Origin of the sequence: Nocardia sp. NPDC050175 (genome assembly GCF_044459885.1) — a bacterium.
In the GTDB taxonomy this organism is placed as follows: Bacteria; Actinomycetota; Actinomycetes; order Mycobacteriales; family Mycobacteriaceae; genus Nocardia.
Window position 1 is genome coordinate 33,028 of record NZ_JBITJI010000019.1, and the last position, 23,161, is coordinate 56,188.

Sequence of the window (23,161 nt, forward strand, 5' to 3'; positions counted from 1 at the left end):
GGTTATGTGACGGCTACCACACCGAACGGTATGAACGAATCATTATGAAACGCAACTGGCTTCGAGCCGCACCGGGACGGTAGGAAGGAGGTCGGGTCGGGCCGTCAATACCCGTGGGGTGAGCTCTGCCCGCTCCACGCCGATGAGAGATCTCGTGGCACGCGTGCGCCTGCGCGGGTGCGGCGAGAGATGGAATGGACGAGAAACCTATGCATGTCGCTTCGCACACCGGGTCGCTACCTGCCCACCGCAGGGGAGCACAGCTAACCCGCAGGCTGCGGGCCGGCGCCCTGTTGTCCGCGACGATCGCGGCGGCGGGCGTCCTGCTGGTCGCACCCGCGGGCGCCGACCCGTTGTTCCCGTTCGGTTCCGGTTCCGCCGGTTCCGCGACGGACCCGGCGCCGCAGCAGCCGAACTTCGCGCCGCCGTCGATCAACCTCGCCGACGGCGAGGTCGTCGGGGTCGCGCAGCCGATCATCATCAACTTCAAGGACCCGGTGCCCGATCACGGCGCCGCCGAAAAGTTCATCAAGGTCACCTCGTCGAAGGACGCGCCGGGCCACTTCTACTGGCGCGGCGACAAGCAGGTGCGCTGGCGGCCGAACGAGTTCTGGCCGGACAACACCGACGTGACCGTCGAGGCGGGCGGCACCCGCAGCGCCTTCAAGATCGGCGACGCGTTCGTCAGCACCGCCGACGACAACACGCACATGATCACCATCACCCGCAACGGTGAGGAGGTGAAGACGATGCCGACCTCGATGGGCAAGACCAAGCACGAGACCCCGAACGGCACCTACGTGGTCGGCGAGCAGCTGCGCAAGATGATCATGGATTCGTCCACCTACGGTGTGCCGACCACCGACCCCGAGGGCTACAAGCTCGAGGTCGAGTACGCGACCCGCATCTCCAACAGCGGCATCTTCGTGCACGCCGCCCCGTGGTCGGTCGGCCAGCAGGGCAACTCCAACTCCAGCCACGGCTGCCTCAACGTGAGCACCGAGAACGCCAAGTGGTTCATGGAGAACTCGCGCAAGGGCGACCCGGTGGTCATCGTGAACACCAAGGGCGGCTCGATCGGCACCAGCGACGGCCTGGCCGGCGACTGGAACGACTGACCTTCCCGCACAACCGAAGACACGTCATCGAGCCGAACATTACGATCAATTAAGCAATTTGCTGATCGTGATGTTCGGCTTCTTGATTCACTTGGCCCGTGCTCGAGAAGTTCAGCGTCCGGCAGGATAGCGTTAACCGATTGTTTGCTCCTGTCCGTAGAGTGCGCGACGTGCGAGCGAAGCCGGAACGAGTATTACCCCAACCGCGCGGACGCGGTTTGCGGAACCGGCCCTGGCAGGATTACGCCCTGTTCCTGGTGCTCGTGGTACCGAATCTCGCGCTGCTGACGGTGTTCGTCTATCGGCCGTTGATCGACAACATCCGGCTCTCGTTCTACGACTGGAACATCTCCGATCCGGTGGCCACCTTCATCGGGGTGCGCAACTACACCGAATGGTGGGGCCGGTCGGACTCCTGGGACATCGTCACCAACACGGTGGTGTTCACCCTGGCCGCGGTGGTCGGCAGCATGGTGCTCGGCCTCGCGCTGGCGCTGCTGCTCGACCGGAAGCTGTTCGGCCGCAATGTGGTCCGCTCGGCGATCTTCGCGCCGTTCGTGATCTCCGGCGCCGCCATCGGCGTGGCCTTCCAGTTCATCTTCGATCCGAGCTTCGGCCTGGTCCAGGATGTGTTGCACCGCTTGGGCGTCGACAATGTGCCGGACTTCTACCAGAACCCGCACTGGGCGCTGTTCATGGTGACGGTGACCTACATCTGGAAGAACCTCGGCTACAGCTTCGTCATCTATCTGGCCGCGCTGCAAGGGGTTCGGGCCGAGCTGATGGAGGCGGCCGAGATGGACGGCGCGAGCCGGTGGACCACCTTCACCAAGGTGCTGTTGCCGCAACTGCGCCCGACCACGTTCTTCCTGTCCATCACGGTGCTGCTGAATTCGTTGCAGGTCTTCGACATCATCAACGTGATGACCCGCGGCGGGCCGCTGGGCACCGGGACCACCACGATGGTCTACCAGGTCTACGAAGAGTCTTTCCGTAACTTCCGCGCCGGGTATGGCGCGACCGTGGCCACCATCATGTTCGTGGTGCTGCTGGTCGTCACGCTGGTGCAGGTTCGCGTCATGGATCGGAATGAGCAGTGAAAAGCGCAGGCGCTGAAACGGTTTCCTACCAACGTCGGCAGCGCGGGGTGATGCTGCTCGGCTACGGCGCCATGGTGTGCGTGCTGATCATCGTCGGCGTCCCGCTGTTCTGGATCTTCATCACCTCGTTCAAGGAACGTCCGGACATCTACGTGCAGCCCGCGGTGTACTGGCCGCACAGCTGGCATCCGGAGAACTACGGCGACGCCACCACGACGCTGCCGTTCTGGACCTTCCTGCGCAACTCGCTGATCGTCACCGGGATCATCTCGGCGGTGAAGTTCGTGCTCGGCGTGCTCAGCGCGTACGGCCTGGTGTTCCTGCGTTTTCCGGGCAAGACCGCGGTGTTCCTGATCATCATCGCGGCGCTGATGGTGCCCAACCAGATCACGGTGATCTCGAACTACGCCCTGGTCGCCCAGCTCGGCTGGCGGAACTCGTTCCAGGGCATCATCATTCCGCTGTGCGGCGTGGCCTTCGGCACCTTCCTGATGCGCAACCACTTCCTGTCGCTGCCCTCGGAGGTGATCGAGGCGGCCAGGATGGACGGCGCGAGCTGGTGGCGGCTGCTCACCAAGGTGGTGCTGCCGATGTCCGGGCCGACCATGGTCGCGTTCGCGGTGGTCACCCTGGTGAACGAGTGGAACGAGTACCTCTGGCCGTTCCTGATGGCCGACGACACCTCGGTCGCGACGCTGCCCGTCGGCCTCACCCTGCTGCAGAACACCGAGAATCCGAGCGTCACCAACTGGGGGCCGGTGATGGCGGGCACGTTGCTGACCATGCTGCCGATTCTCGTGGTGTTCCTGCTACTGCAACGCCACATGATCAAAGGCCTCACCTCTGGTGCGGTCAAGGGTTAGATACAGGAGAAATCACGTGTCCACTTCTCAGTTCCCCGCGCTGTCCCGGCGCGGATTCATCGGGCTGGCCGGCGCCGTCGCCGCCGGCGCGGCACTGACCGCATGCGCGGGCACCGGCGGTGGCGCCAAGCAGACCGGCGACGGCAAGACGCTGACCTTCTGGTCCAACCACCCCGGCACCTCGAAGGACATCGAGACCGAGCTGATCAACCGGTTCCAGGCGAAGTACCCCGACCTGAAGGTGAACCTGGTCGACGCGGGCAAGAACTACGAGGAGGTGTCGCAGAAGTTCAACGCGGCGCTGTCCGGCGGCGATCTGCCCGACATCGTGGTGCTCTCGGATGTCTGGTGGTTCAACTACGCCCTCAACGGCACCATCGAACCGCTCGACGCGCACTTCGGCGACGCGGGCGTCAAGCTCGACGACTACGTCGACTCGCTCGCCTCGGACTACCTGTTCAACGGCAAGCACTACGCGCTGCCCTACGCCCGCTCGACGCCGCTGTTCTATTACAACAAGGACGTGTGGAGCAAGGCAGGCCTGCCGGACCGCGGCCCGCAGAGCTGGCCGGAGTTCGACGAGTGGGGCCCCAAGCTGCAGGAGGTCGTCGGCGCGGGCAAGCTCGCGCACGGCTGGGGCGACGCGAAGAACTACCTGGCCTGGACCTACCAGGGACCCAACTGGACCTTCGGCGGCGCGTACTCCGACCAGTGGAAGCTGAAGTTCACCGACCCGGGCACCATCAAGGCGGGCACCTTCTTCCGCGACATGATCAACACCAAGAAGTACGCGGGCATCAACCCGCAGATCGCCGTCGACTTCGGCGCGGGCGTGATCGCCTCCACCATCGCCTCGACCGGCGACCTGCGCGGCATCACCAAGAACGCGGCGGGCAAGCTGGAGTTCGGCACCGCCTTCCTGCCGCACCCGAACGGGCCCGGCGTCACCACCGGCGGTGCCGGTCTTGCCATTCCGTCGCGCATCTCCGATGAGCGGAAGGTGAACGCGCTCAAGTTCATCGAGTTCATCACCAACGCGCAGAACACCGCGTACTTCTCCCAGGGCACCGGGTACATGCCGGTGCGCAAGTCGGCCACCGCCGACCCGAGCGAGCAGGACTTCCTGGCCAAGAACCCGACCTCCAAGGTCGCCATCGACCAGCTCGCGGTCACCAAGTCGCAGGACTACGCCCGGGTGTTCGTGCCGGGCGGCGACCAGATCATCGGCACCGGGCTGGAACAGATCGGGCTGCAGAACGCCGATCCGGCAACGGTTTTCGCCGATGTCACCGGCAAGCTGCAGGCGATCATCGACCGCCAGATCACCCCGAAGCTGCCCAAGTAATACCCGCACCCCGGTGGCGGCCACCCTGGGTGGCCGCCACCGTGAGTTCACACGAGGAGATCGACGCCCATGGCCACAGTGCAGTTCGACGGGGTGACGCACCTGTATCCCGGTGCGCCGACACCGGCCGTCGACAGCCTGGAAATCGACATCGCCGACGGGGAGTTCATCGTGCTCGTCGGGCCATCGGGCTGCGGCAAGTCGACCAGCCTGCGCATGCTGGCCGGGCTGGAATCGGTGGAGGCCGGGCGAATCCTGATCGGCGGCAACGACGTCACCGGTCTGCCGCCGCGGGCCAGGGATGTGGCGATGGTGTTCCAGAGCTACGCGCTGTACCCGAATATGACGGTCGCGGAGAACATGGGCTTCGCGCTGCGCAACGCGGGCATGAGCAAGGCCGACACCCTGGTCCGGGTGCAGGAGGCCGCGAAGATGCTGGAGCTCGAGCAGCTGCTCGACCGCAAACCGGCGAAACTGTCCGGCGGACAACGGCAGCGGGTCGCGATGGGCCGGGCGATCGTGCGCAGGCCGCAGGTGTTCTGCATGGACGAGCCACTGTCCAACCTGGACGCGAAGTTGCGCGTCAGCACCCGGTCGCAGATCGCCGCGCTGCAGAAGCGGCTCGGCACCACCACGGTGTACGTCACCCACGATCAGGTGGAGGCGATGACCATGGGCGACCGGGTCGCGGTGTTGCTCGACGGCAAATTGCAGCAGATCGCCGCGCCCCGTGAGCTTTACGACAACCCGGTGAACACCTTCGTCGCCGGTTTCATCGGCTCGCCCGGCATGAACCTGCTGGAGGCGCCGGTGCGCGACGGCGACGCGATTCTCGACGATCTGCGAATTCCCTTGCCCCGCACCGCGAAAACCGGCGACCGGGTGATCGTCGGCATTCGACCGGAATCGTGGGAGGTGACCACCGAGGACAGCGGTCTCACGGTGGCCGCCGAACTGCTCGAGGAGCTCGGCGCGGAATCGTTCGTGTACAGCCACGGCGTCGCCGCGGACTGGAACAGCCGCTCCGGCAAGGTGGTTGCCCGCGTCGACCGCCGCTTCCAGGTCGCGCTCGGCGATCAGCTGCGCCTGCGGCCCAAGCTCGACGATGTGTTCTTCTTCGACGCGGACACCGAGCAGCGTCTGCGTTGACCGGGCGAGGGCATTACCAGGTAATGCCCTCGCCCGAGTCCTCGAACTACCAGATCTTCACGCGCTCCGCCGGATCCAGATACAACGCGTCGCCCGAGGTGACCTCGAACGCCTCGTGGAAGCTGTCGATGTTGCGGACCACTGCGTTGCAACGGAATTCGGGCGGCGAGTGCGGGTCGACGGCGAGGCGGCGGATGGCCTCCTCGCTGCGGGCCTTGGTGCGCCAGACCTGAGCCCAGCCGTAGAAGACGCGTTGCAGGCCGGTGAGGCCGTCGAGCTCCGGGGCTGCGGCGCCGTCGAGGGAGATCTTGTAGGCCTGTAGCGCGATGGACAGGCCGCCGAGGTCGCCGATGTTCTCGCCGATGGTGAATTCGCCGTTGACGGTGTGCTCGTCGGGCAGTTCCTTCGGCGAGAGCACGTTGTACTGGTCGATCAACGCCTTGGTGCGCTTGCCGAATTCGGTGCGGTCGTCATCGGTCCACCAGTCGACCATGTTGCCGTCGCCGTCGTACTTGGCGCCCTGGTCGTCGAAGCCGTGGCCGATCTCGTGGCCGATCACCGCGCCGATGCCGCCGTAGTTGGCGGCGTCGTCGGCGTTCATGTCGAACATCGGCGGCTGCAGAATCGCCGCGGGGAAGACGATTTCGTTCATGCCAGGGTTGTAGTAGGCATTCACGGTCTGCGGCGTCATGAACCACTCGTCGTGATCGACCGGGCCGCCGAGCTTGTTCAGGTCGCGATCGTGGTCGGCGGCATAGCCGTTGCGGTAATTGCCGACCAGGTCGGCCGGATCGATGACGACATCCGAATAGTCGCGCCACTTGTCCGGGTAGCCGATCTTCGGCGTGAACTTCTCCAGTTTGGCCAGCGCGGCCGCCCTGGTGTCGGCGCCCATCCAGTCCAGCTCCGCGATATTGCGGCGGTAGGCCTCCTGCAGGTTGGCGACCAGTTCCACCATCTTGGCCTTGGCCGCAGGCGGGAAGTGTTCGGCGACATACAGTTTGCCGACCGCCTCGCCGAGCAGGTCCTGCACCAGCGAGACGCCGCGCTTCCAGCGTTCCCGAATCTCCTGGGCGCCGGTCAGCGTGCGGCCCGCGAAGGCGAAGTTCTCCTCGATCAGCGCATCGGTGAGATACGGTGCGCGCGAACGGATCAGCCGCCAGGCGGCCCACGCCTGCCAGTCGGCCAGCGATTCCGCCGACCACACCTCATTGAACGTGCTCAGGTAATCCGGCTGGCGGACAATGACTTCGGCGAACAGGTCGGGGCCGGATCGGTCGACGCCCTCGGCGAGCGCCGAAGTCCAGGCCGCCCAATCGAATTCGGGGTAGTCGGCGACCAGCGCGTCGAAGGTGGTCGGGTTGTAGCTGCGTTCGGCGTCGCGGCGGCGGACCACGTCCCAGTGCCCGGCGGCGAGCTTGCGCTCCAGTTCGAACACCCGCTGGCCTACCGTGTCCAGATCCTGCGGGAGCAGCGCGGCGATCCGGGGATCCGCGGCGGCCAGCGCGAACATCCGGCCGATGTGCGCGATGTATTCGGCGCGGATCTCGGCGGATTCGTCCTGGCGGTAATACGCCTCGTCGGGCAGGCCGATGCCGGACTGCGAGGCATGCACCAGGTAGCGGGTGGAGTTCTTGTCGTCGGTGTCGACGTAAAAGCCGATGGCGCCGCTGACGCCGATGCGCTGCAGCCTGCCGAGCAGGGCCGCGAACGCGCTGCGGTCGGTGATCGCGTAGATGGCGGCGAGCTCGGCCGAGATCGGCGCGAGCCCGGCGGCGGCCACGGTGTCGGTGTCCATGAAGCTGGCGAACAGGTCGCCGATCTTGCGGGCGTCGGTACCCGGCGCGGCCAACTCGGCGGCGGCGTTCTGAATGATCACCTGCACGTCCCGCTCGGCCTGGTCGTACAGCGTGCGCAGCGCGCCGTCCACCGCGCGGTCGGCCGGTATCTCGTGGTCGGCCAGCCATTTGCCGTTGACATGCGCGAACAGGTCATCCTGCACCCGCACGCCCTGGTCTAGATAGGACAGATCGATACCGGAGGGACTGCTCAACTCGGAAGTCACGATCTCCAGTATGCCGACGATGCGCAAAGGTTGGCCCCCGGCCGCGAACGGCCGGGGGTGCGCGGTCAGTAGTTCAGGGAGATCTGTGGGTCGTTCAGACGGTGAGTGCGATGCGGTCGAACTCGCCGTCGTGCGCGCCGAGCAGGAAGGCGTCCCACTCCTGCGGGGTGTAGCCGAGCACGGTCGAGCCGTGCCGGAGCAGGGTGTGACCGTCGGCGGCGGTGTGCGCGGTCAGCGCGCCGGGCGTTCGGCCCGACGTGCGCAAGGTGTCGAGGAACGCGGTCCATTCCGGTGCGGTGACGGTGATGATCGGTTCGTCGGCGGGCGGGTTGGCGGGATTGCGGCGGTATTTGCTGTCACGGACGAGCACCGCGTCACCATCGAAGCGGACCTCGACACATTGGTTGCCGTTGTTCGATCTTGTCGACCGGAACCAGTCGGTGTAAACCGACCGGGGAGTAACGGTGGTGGCCATGGGCAGGATTTTACACTCGGGCATACCGCCTGATCAGGGTCGATGACTCGACACGGTCCAGCGATTGCTCTTGTGCGCGAACGTAAGCGAAGCTCAGATCGCGCACCAGTTCCGGGTCGTCGACCGCCCCGCCGAAGACGGCGCTCTCCGCCCAGCCGAACGTCGGCAACTGCTCGCCGGCGAAGTCGATCAGATGGAAACTCGACCCGCCGAGCACCGCGCCCGCGGTCGCCGCGAACGGGATGACCCGCACCTCGACGGTGTCGAGCTCGTCGATCAGCTCGGCCAGATGAGTCAACTGCGCGCGCAGCACATCCGGGCCGCCGGTCTGCTGCAACAGGGTGCCCTCGCCGATCACCGCGGTGAGCTCGACCGGCTCCTTGCCGCGCAGCCGTTCCTGCCGGTGCAGCCGAATCGCGACCAGCTGTTCCACCTGGACCGGACGGATCATCACGTCGGCGCTGATCAGCGCGCGGGCGTAGGCCTCGGTCTGCAGCAGGCCGGGCACCACCAGGCTGTCGTAGCTGCGGATGCTCTGCGCGCCGTATTCCATGCCGTACAGCCGCTGCAGTTCCGGACCGATCAGCGCCGACGACCTGGTCCACCAGCCGCGCTGCTTGCTGGCGTCGAGTAGGGCGAGCAGCTCCGCGCGTTCCTCGGCCTCCACCTCGAGCAGCTCGAGCACCGGGCCGATGGTGTTGCCGGTGAGCACGCGCCTGCCCTTCTCCACATGCGACCAGTTGGCCGGGGTGAAACCGACCCGCTTGGCGAAACCCGCCGAATCGAAGCCGCGCTGTTCGCGCAGTTCCCGCAGCCGCAACACCAATTCCCACCGGGCAACGGCGGGCGAGACGGGTGCCATGACAGGCGATCGTACGCGGGTTCGACTCACCGGCGTGTGACTATTGTCAACGCAGGAGTGCGGCATTAGGGTCGGGTTTCAGCGGTCGATTCTCTCCCCCTTCACGCGATCCACCCGCATCGAGGCGAGGTTCGTCATGAGTTTGTCCCGCACTGAATCCGGCAGTCACCCAGCATCGTCCGATTACACGACGATGCAGGATGCCATTGCCCGCTGCCGCAGCTACCGCAAGGACCACGGGCTGTACGGCGTGGTCGATCCGGCGCTGGGACGAATCATGTTGGAGGTAGGCGCGGTCGGCGCCGTCGTCATGCCCGCCGCGCTCGGTCGCCGGGTGCGGGCGCGGCTGATCGAGGCGGCGCCCGATGACCGGGCCGGACCGATCGTCGGGCACCCGCGCTCGGACCGCTGGACCTTCCTGACCGGCCCGACCGACAACTCCTATCTGGACACCGAGCTGTTCGCCGACCTGTTCCGGGTCTGCGCCTCGGTCGCCCTGCCCGGCAGCAACATCGTGCTGCCCTCGCCGGCCGACGAGGGCAGCGGCTACCGCAAGTGGATCGCCCCACCCGAGCGCGACTTTCGCCCGGAAATGGGCGACGTCCTGGCCGCCACCCGGGCCTGCGCGGCGATCAGCAAGGCGTAGGGCGTGAGGGAGCGTCAGCGAGCGAACCAAAGACACAGGTGCGCTCGCGCACGCGCCGGAGCCGAGCGCTAGCGAGGCGTAGGCGCGGGTGTGAGCGTGATGCTGAACTTGTCCTCGAGCTTCTGATTCCATTCGCGCTCGCACTGGTCGAGCTTGGTCTGATCGCCGTTCGCCTTGTTCACGCAGTCGACGAAGTCCTTGCCGCCGCTGTTGACGAAGAAGCTGTAGCCGACGATCGTGACCACGATGGCACCGATCAGGCCGAGCGCGCCGAGGATCAGACCGGCAATCGCCATGCCCCCGCCGCCCGCGCGACCCGACCGGGTCTTCACCAGCGCGACGATGCCGAAGATGACGGCGAAGGCGCCGAACAGGTAGCCGCCGACCAGCGTCCAGAAGCTCAGCAGGGCCAGGATGCCGAGCACCAGCGCGGTGATCGCCAGGCCCTTGCCCTTCGGCGACTCCTGCCAGTACGTGGGCGGACCGGGCTGCCCGCCCGGCGGCGGGTACCCGGCGGGCGGCGGGTATTGGCCGGGAGGCGGATATTGCGACATGGACTTCCTCTCCGTCGGTGCCTCGCGCCGCTCGATCCGGACCGGGGTGGTCCGGCGGGTGCGCGGGGATCGCCTACTGATCGCCCGCGCTACGGGCGGATGTTAATGCGAGGTATGCCCATTTTGTCGCAACCCAGCGTTCTGGGCTCCCCGGACGCGCCCGGTCGCAGTGATTTCGGCGCTGCGCCTACTGCGCGCCCAGCCGGGCGTGCATCTCCCAGACCAGGATCTCCGACGGTCTGCGGGCGATGACGCGCTGGCCACCGGTTCTGGTCAGCCGGACCGCGTCGCCCTCGTCCAGGGTGCCGACGCCCTCCATCTCCACCTCGCCGTTGGCGACGAAAACGTGCAGGTAAGGGGCGTCGGGCAGATCGATGGCCTGCTCGGGATCGCCGGTCATCCTGGCCACGTGGAACGCCGCGTGGCTGCTGTTGATGGCGATGGCGGTGCGGTCGCGGTAGCGCGGCAAGCCCGCGGCCACCGTCACCAGGCCGCCGGTCGCGAGCGCGTCATCGATCTCGAGCTGTTGATAGCCGGGGGTCAGGCCCGGCTCGTCGGGGACCACCCACATCTGCACGAAATGCACCGGCTCGTCGTGCTCGGCGCCGTCGATGCGCCACGCGTCGTTCTTCTCCGAGTGCAGGATGCCGGTGCCCGCGCTCATCCGCTGCGCGAGACCCGGGTAGATGATGCCGCTGTGGCCGAGCGAATCCTGGTGCACCAGGCTGCCGCCGAGCACCCAGGTGACGATCTCCATGTCCCGATGCGGATGCGTGTCGAAGCCCTGACCGGGGGAGACGACATCGTCGTTGTTCACAAGCAGCAGGCCGTGGTGGGTGTTGTCGGGATCGTAGTGCTCCCCGAACGAGAACGAATGCTTCGAATCCAGCCAGGACACCCGCGTCTTCATGCGGTCGCCTGATCGATGGACGTCGATGTGTGGTGTCATGAGCGAACGAAGTGAGCGAGTCATATCGCAGCGTGCGGCACGCAAGCCGGAGCCGAGCGCCAGCGAGGCGCAGGCTGGAGTGTGGACATCAAGGTCCTCCTCTCGGGACCGTGCACCGATCACCTTTCAGGGTAGGAGCACCTACGGCGCGGTACTCCACATTCCTAGTAAATTGTCCTGCACTCGGCATTTTACGCGAGCGACCAGCGGGTGAACGTCAGGCGAGCAGAACCAACCGGTACGTCGAAACGGCGGGCGAACACGGATGCGCCGGTGCGGTATCCGGGCCGGATTCGTAAGATGATGCGCCGCAATGCAACCGGAGGTGACGAGCAGATGCGACCCGAGGCACTCGCGCGCATCGAGCGCCAACTCCGCAGCGAGGCGCGGCGCGACGGTATCGCGCATTTCGTCGTCGGCGTCGCGGTATTCCGCGACCGCAAACTGCTGGTGGTGCGCCGGGTACCGGACGACTATCACGGCGGCATGTACGAACTACCCGGCGGCGGAGTCGAATCCGGCGAGACCTTCGCCGAATGCGTCGAGCGTGAGCTGTTCGAGGAAACCGGCCTGCGGGTGCGCCGCATCACCGACTTCCTCGGCGGCATCGACTACGCCACCAGAACCAAGTCCAGGGTGCGCAAATACAGCTTCGTGGTGGACGTAGAACCGGGCGAGATAGCCCTGGAACCCGGCGAACACGACGCCTTCGCCTGGATCGACGCCGACGCCCTCGACGAACTCCCGATGGCACCGGACATGCGCGAGGCGGTCAGCGCCCTGGTCACCGACGCGCACTGATTCGGCGCGTCCGCGCCGCGACCAGTACCCTCGCGGCGTGTCCACTGGTCGCTCGGAGAGCTCCATTCCCTCGGACGAGCGGCCGGAGCCGCTGTGGACCGCGCTGCGCGAAAGCCCTGGTGTGTTGCGGCTGGCCGTCGTGCGGTTCACCGGGCAGTTCGGCGACGGGATGTTCCAGGCGGCGCTGTCGGGGGCGATTCTGTTCAATCCGGAGCGGCAGACCGATCCGCTGGCCATCGCCGCCGGATTCGCGGTGCTGTTGTTGCCGTATTCGCTGATCGGGCCGTATGCGGGGGCGCTGCTGGATCGGTGGGATCGGCGCACCGTGTTGCTGGTGGCGAATGTGGCGCGGGCGGTGCTGATCGCGATGGTGTGCGCGGGGCTGCTCGCCGGTATCGGGGAGACGCCGCTGCTGTTGCTCGCGCTGGCGGTGGTGGGGATCAGCCGGTTTGTGTTGTCGGGCGTATCGGCGGCTTTGCCAAGGGTGCTCGCCCAGCACTGGCTGGTGCCGATGAATTCGGTGCTCGCGACGGTGGCCTCGGGCTGTGCCGGGATCGGCGCGGCCACCTCGGTGGCGGTGATCGGGCTGATCGGCGCGGGCGATTTCGCCTCGGCGGTCGCCGTCGCGGTGAGCGGTATCGGGTCGGTGGTGAGCGCGGTGCTCGCGGCCGGGTTCGCGCCGCGGGTGCTCGGACCGGACGCGGGCGCGACGGCGAGCGAGAGCGCGGTGCGTGCCATTGCCACCGGTCTGCGCACGGGTGCGACGGCGGTGTGGGAGTCGGTGCAAGTGACCACGGCGATGCTGGGCATCGGAACGCACCGAATCGTGTTCGGGCTCAACACCTTGATCATGGTGCTGGTGCTGCGGCAGGCGCCGGCGGACGGTTCCGGCTTGAACAGCGGGCTGCTCGGTTTCGGCGTGGCCATCGCCGCCACCGCGTCCGGCATGCTGGTGGCGGCTGTTGTCGCACCGCTGCTGATTCCACGGATCGGCCGGTCGAAGACGGTGCTGGCGGGTCTGCTGACCGCGACGGTGGTGCAGTTGACGCTGGTCACCCCGATCGGTATCGCGGACGCGGGATCGGCCGTGCCACGGGCGCATCAGCTCTTGCTGGCCGGGGCGTTCCTGCTCGGACTGGCCGGGCAGACGATCAAGCTGACCGGCGACGCGACGATGCAGATCGATATCGACGACGCGCGACGCGGGCAGGTATTCGCGTTGCAGGACACGGTGTTCAATATCGCGTTCATCCTGGCGATTGCCGCCGCAGCGCTGGTTATCCCGGACAACGGCCGGTCATTGCCGGTGATTGTGGCCGGCGCCGGAATCTATTGCGCGGGCATTGCCGCCATCGCGCTCAATATGCGACGGCGGAAGATCGGCGATGCGCCGACGAATATTCGGTGAGGTCGAATTCAGGTGATGATCGGATCGTCGTCGAGGTGACGGCCGGTCGGATTCATCCATTGGGCCAGGTAGCCGGGTAGGTCATCCGGGGGTCGGTGCGACGGTGGCGCGTCGGTGAGCGACGGATGCTCGGGCGTCGGCAACTGGTCGGCGTCGAAACCTGCGGGCCCCGGCATCGAATCCGGCTGGCCGGCAACGGCATCGGCATCGGTGTGTTGTTCGGCCATCATGTGCTCGACCATTATGTGCTCGTCCGTCATCTGCTCGGTGCGCACGATCCAGCCCAGCGGCTCGCTGATGGCGTCGGAGGCGGTACCGGTGATGGGGTGATTCCAGGTGCCCAGCCCGGTCGGGTCGGTATAGAAGTGGTCCAAGACGCCGTCGTCGTCCAGATCCAGGGCCGCCACGTCGGCGATGCCGGAACCACAGGTGTCCCACATGGCGTCGTCGGCGAAGCCGTCGCCGTCGAAGTCGAGCCGGATCGCGTCGGCCGAGGCCGAGGCCGGTCCGGCCAATTCCAAATCGGCCTGGCTGTGCCAGACGTGCACCGTGCCGTCGCCCGTACCGAACACGTACTCGATCTCGTTCATATGTGTTTGGACGCGCGCGACCGACATTCGGTTCCCTATTTCTCACTCGCTATTCCGGTACGTTCGTTTCGCTTCCGACCGATTCGACAGGAGTCAGCCAGCCATGGGTTTTCCGGCGCAGCATCCCGATAACGCGCGAAACCTACTAGCTGGGTGGGTAACCCGGCGGCATCCGCGCACTCGGATCGCCGCATAACCCGGCCCCGCCCGACGTGACGCGCCGCCTCGGCCTCCAATCCTCTTGTGCACCGGCCCTGTTCGGTGTGCTGCTCGGCGGGTTACTCACCCTGCCCGTCCCGGCCGCACAGGCAGCCCCGTTTCCGTGGGCGCCGTCGCCGGTGAACAGCTGCGGTGAGGTCGGTTTCGATCCACTCAATCGTGAGCGCGATCCGGCGCTGCCACCGCTACCACCGGTGGTGCTGCCGGAACGTATCGATATCCCGGTGCCGATCCCGCAGCTCACGCCGATCACGGTGCCCGGCCCGGCACCGGACAACACCAGGATCGACGCGGCTCCGCCGGCCGCCGATCCGTGCCACACCCCGTGCCCGGACATCCGCGACATCTCGAAATCGCCTGAGCGGGACCCAGATCCGAGCCTGGTCCCGGAGACCGGCAACCGGCCGAGTTCGGGCGACCCGATCAAGGTGCCGCGCGTCGAGTTCAAGCCCGAGATCGAGCCCATCCCGGTACCGGTGCCCGGCGGCCCCGGCATCGAGCCGCAGCCCGCACCGCCGCCGGTGGTGCACCCCGCCGAGCCGGGTCCGCCGGCCGCGCCGGTGGCCGAGCCGCGCGTCACGTCGGTGGAACTGGCCGGCCAGATCACCGGGCACGGCTCGCAGAATCGCACCGACCTGCGCTGGCAGGTGGACGGCACCGACCTCGGCGTGATGTGGGAAACCAGGCCGGGTGAGGTCGCGGTTGTCTTCGGCGACACCTTCGGCAAGGGCTGGCAGGCCGGCGGCGCCGGGCACGACGACCAGGACTGGCGCAGCAACGTGCTGGGGTACAGCACCGATCACGATCTGTCCGACGGACTTTCGCTGGACAGCATGGTGCAGGACAGCCGCTGCCACGCCGCCGAGATCCTGGACAGCCGCAAGCTCAAGAACTGGGAGACGACCACCATTCCGACCTCCGGCTTCGCCCTCGGCGATCGCCAGTATCTGAGCTACATGTCGGTGAATCGGTGGAGCCGGATTCCCGGCCTGTGGTCGAACAACTACGGCGGTCTCGCCTACTCCGACGACAACGGCCGCACCTGGACCAAGGACCAGCATGCCAAGTGGGACAACCTCTTCGGCGTCGGCCGCTTCCAGGTCGCGGCGATGGTGCCGCAGGGTGACTACGTCTATATGTTCGGCACGCCCAACGGACGTGTCGGCGTGATCGGACTGGCGCGGGTGCCGAAGGACGACGTGCTCAACACCTCGGCCTACCAGTACTGGGTGAACGGCAGCTGGGCGCCCGCGGCCGAAAACCAGGCGACGCCGCTGGTTCCCGGCCTGGCCAGCGAGGTGTCCGTGCGCTACGACCGGGACAACGCGCAGTGGCAGCTGGTGTATCTCGACTCCGCCCGCGGTGCGATCGTGGTGCGCAATGCGGCGGTCCCGCAAGGCAACTGGACCGAGGCGGTCCCCTTGTTGTCCACCAACGACTATCCGAAGTCCTACGGCGGCTTCATTCATCCGTGGTCGACCGGTAAGGACCTGTACTTCACCATTTCGTCCTGGGACAGCTACAACGTGTATCTCATGCACGCGCAGCTGGATTCGGTGAACTGAGCTACGTCTCCGCGACGAACCGGACGAAACCGCCCGCGCGGATCAGCGAGGGTGGATCGCGGTCCACGTCCCACATCCGCAGGCCGGTGGTTCCGATGAGGTGCCAGCCGCCGGGGGTGCTGCGCGGGTAGACGGCCGAATATCCGCCGGCCAGTGCCACCGCGCCCGCCGGGATGGTGGTGCGGGACTGTGGTCGGCGCGGCACGGTCAATCGGGCGTCGGGTGACTCCAGATAGCCGAAGCCGGGGGCGAATCCGACGAAGGCGCACCGCCAGACCGTCCCGGTGTGTTCGGCGATCACCTCCGCTTCGGTCCGGTCGAGCAGTCGCGCGACCTCGGCGAGGTCGGCACCGTCGTAATGCACCGGGACGAGCAGGGGATCGTCCGGAGAATCGTTGTCCGGCGGTGTTCCACGGGAAACAATGTCCGAATCCTCTGCTGCGGTGGACTGTTGCAGTTCGCGCAGCAGGGTCACGATCTCCTGGCGGACGGATTCCGCATGCTCCGGCGAAAGTAGCGTCACGAGAACGGTTTCGGCAGCGGGCAGGACGTCTTGTGCCCCGTCCGGCAGGCGGACACGCAGGGCCGCAACCAGTTTCGCTACCTCGTCATGGCGGGACGACAGCACCAGCAACGCGCCATCACCTGCCGCCCGGATCAGCCGATCCGGGTCGAAATTCGCTGGTGCCGAATCGGTCACCGGACCGTGCCACTCGTCGAACGGCCGCCGGTCATGCTCAGCAGAACGCCTCGACCGGCACCCCGACCTCGTCCAAGGCGGTGCGAATGAGCCGGGCCATCTCGACGGCGGCCGGGGTATCGCCGTGCACGCAGATGCTGGCCGCGCGCACCGTGACTTCGCCGGAACTCTCGACCGTGCGCGCCGTGCCCGACGTGGCGATCGAAACCGCCTGTGTGACGGCGGCATCGGTGCCGAGCACGGCACCTGGCAAACCGCGCGCGGCAAGTGTGCCGCCCGGCGTGTACGCGCGGTCGGCGAAGCCCTCGCCGACGAAACGCACCTTCGCCGCCTCCGCCGCGTGTTCCAGCTGAGATCCGGCGGGGCCGAGCAGCGCCAGTTCCGGGTCGTAGTCGACGATCGCGGCGAGCACCGCGTCCGCGAGCTGCCGCTCCCGCGCGGCCGAATGGTAGAGCGCACCATGCGGTTTCACGTAGCGCACCCGATCGCCCGCCGCCTTGGCGAACGCGTCGAGACTGCCGATCTGATACAGCACCTCGTCCCGCAGCTCGGCGGGGTTCATCGTCACCTCGCGGCGGCCGAACCCGGCCAGATCGCGGTAGCCGACGTGGGCACCGATCCTGACCCCCTTTTCCACGGCGAGCCCGCAGGTCCGGCGCATGATCGAGGGGTCGCCCGCATGGAACCCGCAGGCGATGTTGGCGCTGGTGACGATGTCGAGCATCGCCGCGTCGTCGCCCATCTGCCACGGACCGAAGCCCTCGCCGAGATCACTGTTCAGATCCAGCGGCATATGCACCCTTTCCATGGCGGTGTATCGAAGACAGCACCCCGATTGTCGTTGCGACGGTGCGTCACAAGCAAGAATGCCCGGTCAGCGGGTTCCCCTCGGCGGCGAACGCGACCTGGGTCACAGCACGATGGTCCGGTTCCGCATCGGCAAGTACGCTCGGACCAATCATGGCCACGTATTTCGATCCGAAGTCCTGGTCGCCGCTACGGGCCGTCGATCTCGGCAAGCGCCTGTTCGAGCAGTCCTGGCTGGAGCAGTGGATCACCGTCACCACCTCGTGGGTGGACGCGGGCGCCGACCTCGGTGCGGGCACCGTCACGGCGCTGATGCCGGATGTCCTGATGACCGTGCTCAGCGAGGGCATTCTCAGCCGATTCGGCGGGCAGGAGGTCAGCGCCACCCTGCTCGGTCACGACCTGCACGCCACCCTGCAGGTGTTGAAGGTCCGTCGCCGCGGCGCGCACTTCCAGACCAAGACCGTGCTGTCGCGGCTGCGCTGGGACAACCATCCGATCGAGGCCGTGACCGTGATCGCGCACGGCGTCCGGCTGATTCCCGGCGTGCCGACGAAGGTGCGGGCCGCCCAGCTCGACCTGGAGGGCACCGTCACCACGGCCGCGCTGGTCGGCTGGATCAACAGCCAGCCGCTGGACTGGGTACTGGATATAGATGACAGCGGACTGATCCGGGCCAAGCACCGGCGCCGACGGCTGACCGCGCTGGTGGACGCCTCGGTGACGGACAACCGGGTCACCGTCGACCTGCATCGCGCCACCTGGCTCGGCCTGCGGATGCCGCGCCGGATGATCGGCACCCCGGCGCTGCTGCTGGAGCAGCTACCGAATCAGGCGCGCATCGTGCACGCCACCCGCGAGGGCGACCTGGTCCGCTTCCGGATCGAACTGCCGGAGATCACCGGCTCGTTCGACCTGGCCCAGATCCGCTCCGCCATCGTCACCGGAACGACGCTGATCGTCTTCTAGCCCTGGGCTTTCCACCAATCCCGCAAGGCCGACTCCGCCTCGTCACGGGTCATCGGGCCGCGATCCAGCCGCAGTTCCTTGAGATACCGCCACGCCTTGCCGACCTCGGGTCCCGGTGGCAGGCCGAGCAATTCCATGATCGCGTTACCGTCCAGGTCCGGGCGGACCTTGGCCAGATCCTCCTGCTCCTGCAGTATCGCGATCCGCGACTCCAGATCGTCATAGGTGCCGCGCAACGCGGCGGCCCGGCGCTTGTTGCGGGTGGTGCAGTCGGCGCGGACCAGTTTGTGCAGGCGGGGGAGCAGTTCGTCGGCATCGGTGACGTAGCGGCGCACCGCGGAATCGGTCCACTGGCCCTTGCCGTAGCCGTGGAAACGCAAGTGCAGGAACACCAGCCGGGCCACGTCCTCGGTGAACTGCTTGGGGTACTTCAGCGCCCGCATCCGCTTGCGCACCATCTTCGCGCCGACCACCTCGTGGTGGTGGAAGCTGACGCCGCCACCCGGCTCGTTGCGTTTGGTGTCCGGCTTGCCGATGTCGTGCAGCAGCGCGGCCCAGCGCAGCACCAGGTCCGGGTCGCCCTCCTCCAGGTCGATGGCCTGCTGCAGCACGGTGAGCGAATGCCAGTAGACGTCCTTGTGCTGGTGATGCTCGTCGATCTCCAGCTTCATCGCGGGCACCTCGGGCAGCACCCGCTGGGCCAGCCCGGTCTCGCACATGATGTTGATGCCGTCGATCGGGTGCGCGCCGCCGATCAGCTTGTCCAGCTCCACCCGGACCCGCTCGGCGGTGATCCGATCGATCTGATCGGCCATCGCGGTGATCGCCGTGTGCACCCGCGGATGCAGCTCGAAGCCGAGCTGGGAGACGAACCGGGCGGCGCGCAGCATCCGCAGCGGGTCGTCGTTGAACGAATCCTCCGGCGCCGCAGGCGTATCCAGCATGCCCGCGAGCAGCGCGTCCATCCCGCCGAGCGGGTCGACGAACTCCAGCGAACCGTCCGCGCCGATCCGCACCGCCATCGCGTTGACGGTGAAGTCGCGGCGCACCAGGTCGTCGCCGAGGTTGTCGCCGAAGGTGACCTCGGGATTGCGCGAGACCCGGTCGTAGTTGTCGCTGCGGAAGGTGGTGATCTCCAGCTGCTGGCCGCGCTTGGATCCGCTGACCGTGCCGAACGCCAAACCGCCGGTGTCCCACAGATGATCGGCCCAGCCACGCAACAGCTCCTGCACCTGCTCGGGCCGCGCGTCGGTGGTGAAGTCCAGATCGGTGCCGAGCCGGCCGAGCACCGCGTCGCGCACGCTGCCGCCGACCAGGTACAACTCATAGCCCCGCGCCGCGAATATCTCGCCGAGCGGTTCCAGTACATCCGACAGCCTGCCAAGCGTCACCGCCGCGGCAGCCAGCAATCGGGTACGTCTATCCAGCTCTGCGTCCTCGGACTCGGTCGAAACCACGAATCAGCAGCTTACCGAGCCCTGGCAACCGAGATTCCAGCGCAGTGTCGTCTGCGCGGGGCGTGCGTCAGCGCAAATCCAACACAGTAGGATTGCTTGGTGTCTCCGGCCGATCGTGCGAACAGTCGACGCCGCCAGCCTCGGCGCCGCGGTTCGGCGGCCAACGCGGCGAAACCGCGCATGCGCACGGTCCGGGAAACCTCAGCTGGCGGGCTTGTCGTCGACGGCCTGGACGGTCCGCGGGAAAAGCGCAGCGCGGCCCTGATCGGGCGGACGGATCGGCGCGGGCGGTTGCTGTGGTCGCTGCCCAAGGGACACATCGAAGAGGGGGAGACCTCCGAGCAAACCGCGATCCGTGAGGTGGCCGAGGAGACCGGCATCAACGGGGTGGTGGTCGCCGAACTGGGCAGCATCGACTACTGGTTCGTCACCGATGGGCGGCGGGTACACAAAACCGTGCATCATTATCTACTGCGTTCCACCGGCGGCGAACTGTCCGATGCCGACGTGGAGGTCACTCAAGTGGCGTGGGTGCCGTTGAGCGAGTTGAATTCTCGACTGGCGTACGCGGACGAACGCCGGTTGGCCGAGGTGGCGAACAAACTGATCGACCGGATGGAGACCGGCAAGCGATGACCCAGACTTTTCGGCATCGCGCAGCGATTCCGTTGGGGGTGGTGGCCGGGCGACGGGTTGACCTGTCGGGTCGACTGTTCCGGATCATCGCTGCGGTCCTGATCACCCTGGGTTCGGTGACGACGCTGCTGGTGCCGGCGGCACACGCGCAGCCCACCGGTACCGGGACCACGTCGGGGCCGAAATTCCTGAAGCTGTCCCTGGATTCGGTGACGCCGACCGCGGTCACCACGACCAGCGACTCGACGCTCACCGTGTCGGGCTCGATCATGAACATCGGCGATCGCATGGTGAAGGACGTCACCGTCCGGGTGCAGCGCGCGGCCGTGGTCTCGGCACCGCGCGACCTGCGCGCGACGTTGCAGCAGGACCAGGTCAATTACGAGGTGAACGGCGACTTCGAAGACGTGGTGCCGCGGCTCGACAAGGGCGAGCGCACCAAATTCACCGTGACCATCCCGCTGCGCCCCGGCGAGAGCACCACCAAACGCTCGCTGAACATCAGCGAACCAGGTGTGTACCCGCTGCTGTTGAACGTGAACGGCAAACCGGACTACGGCAATCAGGCCCGGCTCGACGACGCCAGGTTCCTGCTTCCGGTGCTCGGCGTGCCGCCCGCGTCGAAGGGCGCCGACGCGCCCGACGCGAGTCAGGCGGTGACCGCGCCGACCGACGCGCCGGTGGCGACAACGATGCTGTGGCCGCTGGCCGACCGGCCGCGCGTGGTCGCAGGCATCCCCGGATCGGCGGAGGGCAAGGTCGAACTCACCGACGACGAGCTGGCCGCCTCGCTCGCCAAGGGCGGCCGCCTCGATCAGCTGCTCGGCGCGTTGGAGACCGTGTTCGACACGACGCCGACCCGCGACCGTGCCCTGGCCGCCGCGGTGTGCCTCGCGGTCGATCCCGATCTGCTGGTCACGGTGCAGGCGATGACCAAGGGTTATCGGGTGCTGGCCAGCCCGTCGGATCCGGAAGGCGCCACGCGGCCGGGTACCGGTGCGGCCCAGGCGCAGACGTGGCTGGACCGGCTGCGTGCCCTCGCCGGAACGATGTGCACCGTGGCACTGCCGTTCGCCCAGGTCGACCTCGACGCGCTGGCCGCGGTGAACGATCCGGACCTCTCGGCCAGGGCGATGAACGCGCCCGCCGAAATCGTCAACTCGATTCTGGTCACCAAGTCGGTGCGCGGCGTGAGCCTGCCGGATTCCGGCAGCATCGACAATGGTGCGGGAATCCTGTTGCGCAGCCACGGTTTCGGCACGGCCGTGCTCGCCGACTCCGCCGTCACGCCGGAGGGCACGGCGGGTACGTCGGAGGCGGCGGTGCCGACCACCGGCCGCGGCGACAGCAAGAATCAGCCGACCTCGAACCAGACCACGGTGAGCCAGACCTCGGATGTCGCGGACCCGGACGTGGTTCGACTGCCCGCGGTCACCGCGCCCGTGCCGCCGCCTGCCGCGCCGACGCCGCCCGCCAATCCGGCTGCGCCGAACGGGAATCCGACGGCTGCCCCGGCTGTCGATCCGGCGCTGCACGTCGCGTCGTTCGACATCTGGTCCGCGACCGCGCTGGCCGCGCTCGGCTCGAACCCGCCGACGCCCTCGTTCACCCCCGCCAAGGTCCGTTATGAGGTCAGCAACGACTCCCGTGTCGCCCGGTTGCAGGACGCGCTCGGTGCGATCTCCTGGTCCGCGCTGAATCCGCAACCGAATCAGCCGCGTTCCCTGCTGCTCGTCCCGCCGCAGCAGTGGAGTGCGAGCAAGGACGAGGGCACCAGCCTGCTGCGGCAGATCGAACTGCTGGTGCGCAGCAACCTCGCGACGCCGCGCCCGTTCCAGGATCTGGTGCAACAACCCCCGGACCCGCAGCCCTACGAGCTCGACTATCTGCCGCAGGCCGCGGCCGACGCGGTGCCGGACCGGTTCATCGCGCCGGTGGCCGAGCAGGGCCGCCGGATCAGTGAGCTGATGCGTGCGCTGGTCGAGGTGCCGGACGCGGATCCGACACCGGGCCAGTTCCTCGACCCGCTGCGCGACGACCTGATCCGGGTGCTGAGCCTGTCCGATCGGCGGACCGGCGACGCCACCGCGGCCGATACCTTCGCCCAGCGCCGGACCGATCAGACCACCAAGGCGCTGGACAACATCTATCACTCGGTGACCGTGCTGCCGCCCGGCGGTGTCTACACCCTCGCGTCCGAGCAGAGCCCGTTGCTGCTGGTCGCGCGGAACAATCTGCCGGTGTCCATCCGGATCAAGTTCCGCATCGAGGCACCGCACGAGGCGAAGATCACCGACCTCGGCGAGCAGCAGCTGCCGCCGAAGGGGACACGCTCGTTCCAAATCCCGACCGAGGTGAGCGACAGCCGTAACCTGGTAATTCCGATCTCTCTTACCACACCGGACGGCATCCCGCTGGGGAATGCCACCTCGGTTTCGGTGCGCTCGAACGCCTATGGTCAAACCCTGGCAATAATTACCGCATGTGCCGGAGTACTGCTGTTCCTGTTGGCCGGGCGCCGCTTGTGGCGCCGGTTCCGCGGCCAGCCGGACCCGGCCGACGAAGGTTTCGATCCGAGCACCCGGCGCCGGGTCAATCGATACCGGCGGGCCAAGAACCGCGTAATACAGCAGGAGCAGCAGGAGGCACAGTGAGCGACGGTGAGCTAGCGCCGTCAGTTGTGTCACCGGCCGCGTCCACCGGATTTGGACGTCCGACAAACCACAGTGGCAGAGTGGAGGACAATCGCGGAAGGCTCGCGCCGGCGCAGGGGCGGTGTGAGTAATGGGCAGTACCAGGAGGAACGGTGAGCGATTCGGCCTTGACACCGCTCGCCGAGCCGACCGGGATGCGCGGCCTCGCGCATTCGCGACACGCAAGCGC

At 67.2% G+C, this 23,161-nt stretch carries 21 protein-coding genes; 12 read left to right on the forward strand and 9 right to left on the reverse strand.

All coding sequences use genetic code 11. The features are described 5' to 3' along the window. The first annotated feature begins 209 nt into the window (after window positions 1-209). From ACIBK2_RS41685 to ACIBK2_RS41705, 5 genes are all read left to right on the forward strand, one after another. Window positions 210-1,118, forward strand: coding sequence for a L,D-transpeptidase (locus ACIBK2_RS41685; protein WP_396976047.1), 909 nt, complete (start codon window positions 210-212; stop codon window positions 1,116-1,118). A gap of 170 nt (window positions 1,119-1,288) precedes the next feature. Continuing rightward, window positions 1,289-2,218, forward strand: a complete 930-nt coding sequence (locus tag ACIBK2_RS41690; RefSeq protein ID WP_379283192.1) for a carbohydrate ABC transporter permease — start codon at window positions 1,289-1,291, stop codon at window positions 2,216-2,218. A 50-nt stretch (window positions 2,219-2,268) separates the two neighbouring features. Continuing rightward, entirely contained in the window at window positions 2,269-3,081 is an 813-nt protein-coding gene (locus tag ACIBK2_RS41695; protein ID WP_396976233.1) for a carbohydrate ABC transporter permease, read from the forward strand. A 16-nt stretch (window positions 3,082-3,097) separates the two neighbouring features. Then, window positions 3,098-4,426, forward strand: a complete 1,329-nt coding sequence (locus ACIBK2_RS41700; protein WP_396976050.1) for an ABC transporter substrate-binding protein — start codon at window positions 3,098-3,100, stop codon at window positions 4,424-4,426. Window positions 4,427-4,495: 69 nt separating this feature from the next. Continuing rightward, window positions 4,496-5,575, forward strand: a complete 1,080-nt coding sequence (locus ACIBK2_RS41705) for an ABC transporter ATP-binding protein (RefSeq protein ID WP_396976052.1) — start codon at window positions 4,496-4,498, stop codon at window positions 5,573-5,575. Window positions 5,576-5,621: 46 nt separating this feature from the next. Here the strand turns inward: ACIBK2_RS41705 and ACIBK2_RS41710 are convergent, their stop codons facing one another. From ACIBK2_RS41710 to ACIBK2_RS41720, 3 genes are all read right to left on the reverse strand, one after another. Then, window positions 5,622-7,649: a M13 family metallopeptidase gene (locus tag ACIBK2_RS41710; protein WP_396976235.1), complete on the reverse strand. Its 2,028-nt coding sequence runs from the start codon at window positions 7,647-7,649 to the stop codon at window positions 5,622-5,624. Window positions 7,650-7,734: 85 nt separating this feature from the next. Next, on the reverse strand, window positions 7,735-8,115 hold the full coding sequence (locus tag ACIBK2_RS41715) for a DUF397 domain-containing protein (RefSeq protein ID WP_396976054.1): 381 nt from the start codon (window positions 8,113-8,115) through the stop codon (window positions 7,735-7,737). Window positions 8,116-8,125: 10 nt separating this feature from the next. Beyond that, window positions 8,126-8,977, reverse strand: a complete 852-nt coding sequence (locus tag ACIBK2_RS41720; RefSeq protein WP_396976056.1) for a Scr1 family TA system antitoxin-like transcriptional regulator — start codon at window positions 8,975-8,977, stop codon at window positions 8,126-8,128. Between the two features lie 136 nt (window positions 8,978-9,113). On the opposite strand from ACIBK2_RS41720, the gene ACIBK2_RS41725 reads away from it, so the two are divergent. After that, a complete protein-coding gene (locus ACIBK2_RS41725; protein ID WP_396976058.1) occupies window positions 9,114-9,623 on the forward strand; it encodes a hypothetical protein in 510 nt (169 codons plus the stop codon). A gap of 68 nt (window positions 9,624-9,691) precedes the next feature. Here ACIBK2_RS41725 and ACIBK2_RS41730 read toward each other — a convergent pair whose 3' ends face one another. Further along, on the reverse strand, window positions 9,692-10,177 hold the full coding sequence (locus ACIBK2_RS41730) for a DUF4190 domain-containing protein (protein ID WP_396976060.1): 486 nt from the start codon (window positions 10,175-10,177) through the stop codon (window positions 9,692-9,694). A 187-nt stretch (window positions 10,178-10,364) separates the two neighbouring features. Further along, window positions 10,365-11,150 carry a pirin family protein gene (locus tag ACIBK2_RS41735; protein WP_396976062.1) on the reverse strand — a complete coding sequence of 262 codons (786 nt, stop codon included), beginning with the start codon at window positions 11,148-11,150 and terminating at the stop codon, window positions 10,365-10,367. A 312-nt stretch (window positions 11,151-11,462) separates the two neighbouring features. Between ACIBK2_RS41735 and ACIBK2_RS41740 the strand changes: the two genes are divergently transcribed. Further along, entirely contained in the window at window positions 11,463-11,927 is a 465-nt protein-coding gene (locus ACIBK2_RS41740; protein ID WP_396976064.1) for an NUDIX hydrolase, read from the forward strand. 64 nt (window positions 11,928-11,991) lie between these two features. Further along, window positions 11,992-13,335 carry an MFS transporter gene (locus tag ACIBK2_RS41745; RefSeq protein WP_396976237.1) on the forward strand — a complete coding sequence of 448 codons (1,344 nt, stop codon included), beginning with the start codon at window positions 11,992-11,994 and terminating at the stop codon, window positions 13,333-13,335. A gap of 8 nt (window positions 13,336-13,343) precedes the next feature. Here ACIBK2_RS41745 and ACIBK2_RS41750 read toward each other — a convergent pair whose 3' ends face one another. Then, entirely contained in the window at window positions 13,344-13,952 is a 609-nt protein-coding gene (locus tag ACIBK2_RS41750) for a hypothetical protein (RefSeq protein ID WP_396976066.1), read from the reverse strand. A 185-nt stretch (window positions 13,953-14,137) separates the two neighbouring features. Here ACIBK2_RS41750 and ACIBK2_RS41755 point away from each other — a divergent pair, with 185 nt between their 5' ends. Further along, on the forward strand, window positions 14,138-15,709 hold the full coding sequence (locus tag ACIBK2_RS41755; RefSeq protein ID WP_396976068.1) for a DUF4185 domain-containing protein: 1,572 nt from the start codon (window positions 14,138-14,140) through the stop codon (window positions 15,707-15,709). Between the two features lies 1 nt (window position 15,710). Here ACIBK2_RS41755 and ACIBK2_RS41760 read toward each other — a convergent pair whose 3' ends face one another. Together ACIBK2_RS41760 and ACIBK2_RS41765 are read right to left on the reverse strand one after the other, a co-directional pair. Continuing rightward, on the reverse strand, window positions 15,711-16,409 hold the full coding sequence (locus ACIBK2_RS41760; protein ID WP_396976070.1) for an allophanate hydrolase subunit 1: 699 nt from the start codon (window positions 16,407-16,409) through the stop codon (window positions 15,711-15,713). Window positions 16,410-16,446: 37 nt separating this feature from the next. Further along, entirely contained in the window at window positions 16,447-17,202 is a 756-nt protein-coding gene (locus tag ACIBK2_RS41765; RefSeq protein WP_396976239.1) for a LamB/YcsF family protein, read from the reverse strand. 167 nt (window positions 17,203-17,369) lie between these two features. On the opposite strand from ACIBK2_RS41765, the gene ACIBK2_RS41770 reads away from it, so the two are divergent. Then, window positions 17,370-18,185 carry a hypothetical protein gene (locus ACIBK2_RS41770; RefSeq protein ID WP_396976072.1) on the forward strand — a complete coding sequence of 272 codons (816 nt, stop codon included), beginning with the start codon at window positions 17,370-17,372 and terminating at the stop codon, window positions 18,183-18,185. Here ACIBK2_RS41770 and ACIBK2_RS41775 read toward each other — a convergent pair. After that, complete coding sequence (locus ACIBK2_RS41775) at window positions 18,182-19,642, reverse strand: CCA tRNA nucleotidyltransferase (RefSeq protein ID WP_396976074.1); 1,461 nt, start codon at window positions 19,640-19,642, stop codon at window positions 18,182-18,184. The two genes, ACIBK2_RS41770 and ACIBK2_RS41775, sit on opposite strands and share 4 nt — an antisense overlap. 99 nt (window positions 19,643-19,741) lie before the next feature. On the opposite strand from ACIBK2_RS41775, the gene ACIBK2_RS41780 reads away from it, so the two are divergent. Both ACIBK2_RS41780 and ACIBK2_RS41785 read left to right on the forward strand, forming a co-directional pair. Then, window positions 19,742-20,278 (forward strand): NUDIX hydrolase, encoded by a 537-nt coding sequence (locus ACIBK2_RS41780; protein WP_107659875.1) that lies wholly within the window; start codon window positions 19,742-19,744, stop codon window positions 20,276-20,278. Beyond that, window positions 20,275-22,932, forward strand: a complete 2,658-nt coding sequence (locus ACIBK2_RS41785; protein WP_396976077.1) for a DUF6049 family protein — start codon at window positions 20,275-20,277, stop codon at window positions 22,930-22,932. Before ACIBK2_RS41780 ends, ACIBK2_RS41785 begins: the two co-directional genes overlap by 4 nt. Window positions 22,933-23,161 lie beyond the last annotated feature (229 nt).